Genomic DNA, 1,484 nt, shown 5'->3' with positions numbered 1-1,484 from the left:
CGCGCTGCGAGCTCCTGCGCGGCGCCCGCGTGTGGCCGGGCGTCGAGATCCCCGACGGCGGGATCCGCTACTCCACGGACATGTAGGCGTCCCCGGCCGGGCGCGGCTCCCGCGGCGGAACCGGCTCGGCCGGGTAGCCCACCGCGACCGCGCCCAACGGCCGCCACGTGGACGGCAGGCCCAGTTCGCGGCGCGTGGTGTCGGCGGCGAAGATCGTCGAGCCCACCCAGCACGAGCCCAGACCACGCGCGGCCAGCGCCACGAGCAGCGACTGCACCGCCGCGCCGCCGGCCACGGTGAACATGGTCTCCTCGCAGGCGGCCCGCCGGGCGTCCGGGTAGTCGTGCGCGCCGGCGTCGTCGTCGACGAACGGCAGGATCAGTTCCGGGCAGGTGCGCAGCAGATCGCCCCGCCCGAGTCGGCGGGCCAGCACCTCGCCGGTGTGCCCGTCGGCGCGCAGGTCGCGCTCCCAGTCCGCGCGCAGGGCGCCGAGCAGCCGCGTCCGAGCCCGGCCCGAGACCCGCACGAACCGGATCGGCGTGCTGTGGTGCGGTGCGGGCGCGGTGAGCGCGTCCGCCACGGCGTCTGCCAGCACCTCGGCGTCGACGGGCTCGTCGGAGAACCGGCGGACCGAGCGGCGGGCGGGAACGGCCTCACGTCGCCCCTGCGCCACGGCCTCGGCGGTCCCCAACCGGAAGAGATCGGACTCCCCGCCCCGGACCAGGTCACGGGCCCGCCGGGGGACGTCCACCTCGTCGTCGTCCCCCTCGTCGTCCAGCAGGAGGTGTCCCACCCCGCGCACCACGGCGACGGGCCGGGCCCCGAGCTTGCCCTTGACGAGGTCGGCGGCGGAGGCGATCTCGTCGGCCACCGCGACGTCGGTGACGAGCAGCTCGTTGCCCTGGCGGTCCACGGCGCCGTCGTACCCCACCGACACCCGCAGTCCGGCGGCGCCGATGGCCATGTCGATCTGGCCGGTGCGCCAGGCCCGCCCCATCGTGTCGGTGACGACGACGGCGACGCGCGCGCCGGTGAGGCGTCGGAGTTCGCGGGCGAGCGCGGCGGCGGAGGCGTCAGGATCCTCGGGGAGCAGCGCGAGCTCGCGGGCCTCGACGTTGGAGCCGTCGACCCCGGCGGCGGCCTGGACGATCCCCAGCCGGTTCTCCGTGATGAGCGTGCGGTTGACGCGCGCGACCACGCGGACCGACTCGGCGTCCACGAGCCGCCGGCGCAGGGCGTCGCGCTCGTCCGGGTCGGTGGGGGCGGGAACGATCCGCCCCTCGGTCTTGGACAGCACCTTGGAGGTCAGCACCACCACGTCGCCGTCGACGAGGCCGTGCCGGTCGGCGGTGAGCGCGTCGGCGAGGGCGCGCGCGAGGTCGTCACCGGGCCGGAACTCGGGCAGGCCGTCGGGTGCCCACATGACGACGTCCGCGGGCGCGGCGTGTTCGACGGTCCAGCGGCGGATCTCGGGGAGCGCGCCG

Annotated in this window: 1 protein-coding gene; it reads right to left on the bottom strand. The window is 76.6% G+C overall.

What is annotated here, in order from left to right; all coding sequences use genetic code 11:
• Positions 1 to 67: 67 nt before the first annotated feature.
• Positions 68 to 1,423, bottom strand: a complete 1,356-nt coding sequence (locus HMPREF3086_RS03965) for a coenzyme F420-0:L-glutamate ligase (RefSeq protein WP_070720256.1) — start codon at positions 1,421 to 1,423, stop codon at positions 68 to 70.
• Between the last annotated feature and the right edge of the window lie 61 nt (positions 1,424 to 1,484).

It is taken from the genome of Dietzia sp. HMSC21D01 (genome assembly GCF_001815995.1).
GTDB classification, from domain to species: domain Bacteria; phylum Actinomycetota; class Actinomycetes; order Mycobacteriales; family Mycobacteriaceae; genus Dietzia; species Dietzia cinnamea.
Note: the sequence above shows the minus strand (reverse complement) of the source record. Positions and strands in the feature narration are given on the sequence as shown.

Excerpts from the sequence above, each read along its gene's own strand:
- HMPREF3086_RS03965 (WP_070720256.1), bottom strand. The coding sequence starts at position 1,423 with ATGTGGGCACCCGACGGCCTGCCCGAGTTCCGGCCCGGTGACGACCTC.